At 68.1% G+C, this 4,052-nt stretch carries 3 protein-coding genes and 1 pseudogene; 2 read left to right on the plus strand and 2 right to left on the minus strand.

The annotated features are described in order from the left end of the window. A pseudogene (gene tcuB / locus AC1D15_RS20570) lies at positions 1 to 366 on the plus strand (tricarballylate utilization protein TcuB); the annotation flags it as partial. Between the two features lie 34 nt (positions 367 to 400). Next, on the plus strand, positions 401 to 1,378 hold the full coding sequence (locus AC1D15_RS20575; protein ID WP_477827427.1) for a Bug family tripartite tricarboxylate transporter substrate binding protein: 978 nt from the start codon (positions 401 to 403) through the stop codon (positions 1,376 to 1,378). Positions 1,379 to 2,076: 698 nt separating this feature from the next. Here AC1D15_RS20575 and AC1D15_RS20580 read toward each other — a convergent pair. Together AC1D15_RS20580 and AC1D15_RS20585 are read right to left on the minus strand one after the other, a co-directional pair. Next, the gene (locus AC1D15_RS20580) at positions 2,077 to 3,468 is read right to left on the minus strand and encodes a patatin-like phospholipase family protein (protein WP_477827428.1); all 1,392 of its coding nucleotides are present in this window, start codon (positions 3,466 to 3,468) and stop codon (positions 2,077 to 2,079) included. A gap of 13 nt (positions 3,469 to 3,481) precedes the next feature. Then, the coding region (locus tag AC1D15_RS20585; RefSeq protein WP_477827429.1) for a MipA/OmpV family protein at positions 3,482 to 4,052 on the minus strand (571 nt) is incomplete at its 5' end.

A 4,052-nucleotide genomic window follows, 5' to 3' on the forward strand; every position in this document is an offset into this window, starting at 1 on the left:
GAACTGCCCAGCCTGCCCAAGCTGCTCGGCGTGGTCGGCGGTGTGAGCCTGATGATCGGCACGGCAGGGCTGTGGCACCTGAACCGCCGGCGCCATCCCTTGCATGGCGACGCCGTACAAAGACCGATGGACCTGGGATTCATTGCCTTGTTGTTCCTCACCAGCGCCAGCGGACTGGCACTCTGGCTGGGCCGCGGCACGCCCGCCCTGGCCGTGCTGCTGTGCCTGCACCTTGGCGCGGTGATGGCCTTGTTCGCCACGCTGCCCTACGGCAAGTTCGGGCACGGCATTTTCCGCAGCGCGGCCCTGTTGCGGCATGCGATCGAAAAGCGCCAGCCCAACTCGATCGGTCTGGCGGCCGACTGAAGACCACTCACAACACCCTTTCCGGAGATCCGCGATGAACAAATCCCACCTGCTGCACGCCACGGCGCAAGCTTTCGCTGCGCTGTTGCTGAGCGGCCCCAGCCATGCACAGGACTTCCCACCCAAGAAGCCGGTCACGCTGGTCGTGGGTTTTGCCGCCGGCGGCGCGGCCGATGCAGCGGCCCGCCTGATCGCCAAGAAGCTGGGCGAGAACATCGGCCAAACCGTTGTCGTCGACAACAGGGCCGGCGCCGGCGGCAACATCGCGCACCAGCAGGTGGCCAACGGTCCGGCCGACGGCACGATGCTGCTGTTCGGCTCGGTCGGCCCGCTGACCATCGCTCCGCACGTGATGAAGGTCAGCTACGACCCGTTCAAGGATCTGGCGCCGGTGTCGGGTGGCGTCAACTTCCCCAACGTGCTGGTGGTCCACAAAGGCGTGGGCGTGAAGACGCTGGCCGAGTTCGTGACCTTGGCGAAGAAGAAGCCGGGTGGCTTGGACTACGCCTCCACCGGCGCGGGATCGGCATCTCACCTGGCGGGCGAACTCTTCAGCCAGCGCGCCGGAATCGAGATGACCCACGTGCCCTACAAGGGCGGCGCGCCGGCCCTGCAGGACCTGCTGGGCGGACGCATCGCATCCTATTTCTCGGCGCCGCCCACTGCGCTGCCGCACGTGGAGGCCGGAAATCTCGTCCCGCTGGCCACCACGGGTCCGACGCGTCCGGCCTACATGCCCAACATCCCGACGGTCGCGGAGTCCGGCTACCCCGGCTTCGAGGCACTGAACTGGTATGCCTTCGTGGCACCGGGCAAGACGCCCACGCCGATTCTGGATCGCTGGAACGTCGAGATCGTGAAGGTGCTCAACGACCCGAGCGTGAAAGACGCGCTGGATAAGCACGGGCTGACCCCGCAGCCCACGACGCGCGCCGAGTTGACGGCCTTCATGAAGAAAGAAGACGCGAAGTGGAGCACCGTCGTGCGGGAACGCAWGATCACGGCCAACTGAAGCGGACCTGAGGGCCTGGTCTGATCAATCACAGCTTCCATGACGACCGCAAGGTCAGCGATGCCGACCACAGTTTCCGAATCGATCTGCTCGCCCGCCACCTGGCCGCGCAAGCCCTTTGCACGCACTCGGGCCGAACATGAACCGCCGCACGGGCGCAGAACACGCACCAACTCAGCTGCCTGTATTGGCATCACCCCTGGCGCAGCTGAATGCCGACACACCCCGGATGTCCGCTCGAGCGGGTGGACGCGCACCCCTTAGGGGTCGGTAGTGCCGCTTCACCGTCCGCTGTCCGGCCCAGCCGCAACAGGCAGTAATGAGCCGGTACTTGCCGTCAGCGACGGGCCGCTGCTGTAGATGGTGCCCGACAGCAACGGGTCGACTGTGTGAGTTCCCGGGCGCGCAGAGCGGACGTCCCGCCGCGCCAGGTCGAGGCGCAGACGAACCGCTKTCCATCCAGCGTTGCCGAGGGCGCCTCTCAGTGTCAGCAGTGCCGCGGTGAGCGGACATTCGAAGTCTCCCGCTGACCGGCCGCAACCGCTGCAAGGCGGTCAGTCAGCAACGGTACGTGTGACGGTATTCGTAGTGAGGCACGGCCTTTATCTCGTCTGTACAGAGGGAGGCACCATGCCGATTGATCATCCAGTGGGAGTGGTTCGCGGCTGACGGACGTGGTCCTCAACTGTCTTTCGGCGCTACGGCGCTGAAGGCATGTCCTCGGAAGCTGACGCTGCCCCCAGGCTGCGGCGCAGGCGCTGGAACTCCGCCGAGCCGCGCAATGCGGCCCGCCCCGCCTCCTGCAGCCGCTCCACGTCCTGCGGCGCGATCGTGAAGGCCGTCGGTACTTGCAGCACGCTGCGTCGCAACGCCGGGTCGTCGATGTCACGCAGGCTGATGCTGATCACGTTGATCTGCGCATCGGCCGCGAACGGGCTGCCCTGGACGCCGCGCTGGGCGTGAAGCTCGCGACTCCAGCGCTGCACGTCTTCATCGAGCATCGCCAGCGTCACCTGCGTCTCGCGGGCGCCGGCACCGAACAGCAGCGCATCCATCACCTGGCCGGTGCTCGGCACCCGGTCGCTGCGGTCGATGCGTTCGGCCAGGTCGCGCTCCGAGTTCACGGCGATCAGCAGCAATTGACGGATCGACCCGGGCGCAGCACCGCGGAAGGTCGCCTGGAACGAACCGCCGGCCACCACCTGGTCGATCAAGGACCGCACGCCCAGGTTGTCGGACACCCCACCGTCGACGAGGTGCAGGAAAGGGCGTTCGTGGGCATCGAGGTAGCTGCGCGCCGTGGCTTGCAGCACCCGGGCACGAAAGCTGTCGCCGCTGCCGGTCGGCGGGGCCGCCAGAGGGGGCGCCGGGCACTGGCCGGCGTAGTTGCGCAGCGTCATCGGCGTCAGCAGGATCGGTACCGCCGACGACGACGCGACCGCAAACGACAAGGGCACGCTGGAGAGGTCCGAGCAGATCAGCTCGAACTGCTTGGGTGAGAACTCGAACGGCGCGCCAGTGGTCAGGTCGGTCGCGGTCACCAGCAGGTCGGGGGCGCGCTTGCGCTTCGCCAGGTCGCCAAAGGTGCGGCCGCCGTACAGCCGGTCGAGCCGCTCGGCCAGCAGGTGGCTGCGGCCGAACCACGGGGAACCGAGGCGATACAGCCCCCGGGGCGTGAGTGCCGTCGTGATCAGGTCGGCCTCGACATGATCGAGCAGGAACTCGGGCTCGAAGCGCGTCAGCGTCTCGTCGCCGAAGGCCGCGAAATGCGCGGCCAGGATGCTGCCGCCCGACACCCCGCTGACCAGGCTGATCTCGTCGAACAGCGTGGTCGGGTGGCCGTCCCAGTCGAAGCGCGTGTCCTTCAACTCGCGAAGCACGCCGAGGCCGAAGGCGGCGGCACGGGCCCCGCCGCCCGACAGCGTGAGCGCCGCAACGATGGAGCGCTGCGGGGCCTCGGGGGCCGGCTGCCCCGGCCGGGCCGGGGCGTTCTGCCAGGGCTGGACCGATGAGCAGCCGGTCGCCAGGGCGATGATCGACACCGCCAGCCAGCAACGCAGGCTCGGCGCCCGCAGCGGTCTCAGGTGCATGTCGGTCCCGGCCTCAGAAGCGGTAGCTCACGGCCATCAGCAGCGAACTCACCGGGCCCCTGGCGACCAGCGGGCTGCGCGAGATGGAACGGTCGGCAAAGGTCCGCCGGACGTAGGCGTTGAGGTACCAGCGGTCCACGAGCCGCGTCTCGATCATGGCGCCGATGGAAGGGTTCAAGGCGGATCCGGGTTGGTAGGCGCTGCCGAGCACGGCTGCATCGGCGTCGGTGGTGCCGCGATAGTAGCCGGCGTAGGCCCGCGACTGGTATTCGACGCCCAGCTCCGGGTAGACGGTGACCCGCCCCAGCGGCAGCTCGGCCAGGTAGCGTGCCTGTACGAGGTTGCCGCCGGACTTGCCCAGGTCATGCAGCACCTGCAGCCCGAACGCGCCGATGGGCGTGATCTGCAGCGTGCCCAGGCCCAGTGGCACGGAGTCGTGGCGCCGGCTCAGCAGCGTCGAATCGTAGCCATCGCTGCGGTACTGGCTGACGAGCTCGACGTGGCCGTAGCCGAGCGGAAGGACCTGGATGCCGAAGCTGTCGACGCGGGCGAACAGGGGGCCGTACTCGACGTTCAGGTAGGGC

It is taken from the genome of Rhizobacter sp. P2_H2, assembly GCF_056403375.1.

Excerpts from the sequence above, each read along its gene's own strand:
- AC1D15_RS20580 (WP_477827428.1), bottom strand. The coding sequence starts at position 3,468 with ATGCACCTGAGACCGCTGCGGGCGCCGAGCCTGCGTTGCTGGCTGGCG.